At 37.6% G+C, this 832-nt stretch carries 1 protein-coding gene; it reads left to right on the forward strand.

Annotation, left to right across the window (positions count from 1 at the left end):
- Positions 1-81: 81 nt before the first annotated feature.
- A partial coding sequence (locus tag PVV68_RS10550; RefSeq protein WP_273783056.1) for a hypothetical protein occupies positions 82-832 on the forward strand: 751 nt, incomplete at its 3' end.

The raw sequence follows: 832 nt of genomic DNA on the forward strand, positions 1-832 counted from the left end.
AAAGCGCGGGCGGTGCGGGGGCGCCTTTCTTTAAAACATCTCATTTTAAAATTTAACGAATATAAACTTAGGGAGTGACCTATGGCTGGTATAACTGTATCTAAAAAATATGAACTTACTAATGAAAGCACAGAAATTAAAGATAACGTGATTAAAAAGATTATAAGACTTTATCGCATTAAGGCATTAAGAGACTTTGCTGATGTCAAGGCTGGTGACCTTGGTGGCTTTATTGAAAAGGAAAGCAACCTTTCTCATGAGGGCAATTGCTGGGTGTACGATAATGCCATGGTTGCTACAGATTCCTTTGTTTCTGACAATGTACAAGTGCGTAATAATGCATGTGTTTATAGAAGTTCTAAAGTATCTGGCAACGCTGTGATTATGGATAATGCTCAGGTTTTTCATAATGCGAAGATTTTTAAAAATGCAAAAATTTGTGATAACGCAATGGTAAATGGTGTTGTTAGTGACAATGCTGTTGTTTGCGAAAATGCACAACTCTCTTTTCTTGCTTGTGTTTCTGATAATGCACAAGTTTCTGGTAGTGCTCATGTGAGTGGCAAGATTTATGGCAATGCAAAAATATCAGGGTCGGCTTGTATTTATGGGGGTGCTAAGATTTATGATAATGCTTGTATTTCTGATAGAGCTACTATTTCTGAGAATGTAGAGGTTTTTGGCAATGCACGGGTTTGTGATAATGCGGTAGTTTATAGCAAGCCCTCTACTGATGGCTGGGCTAGAACTGAGAATGTAAAAATCTCTGGCAACGCTGTAATTCATGGCAAGCAAAAAATTTGTAATGATACTGATGGTAGTGAACAAAGCA

Source organism: Bartonella sp. ML69XJBT (genome assembly GCF_028618515.1).
In the GTDB taxonomy this organism is placed as follows: domain Bacteria; phylum Pseudomonadota; class Alphaproteobacteria; order Rhizobiales; family Rhizobiaceae; genus Bartonella.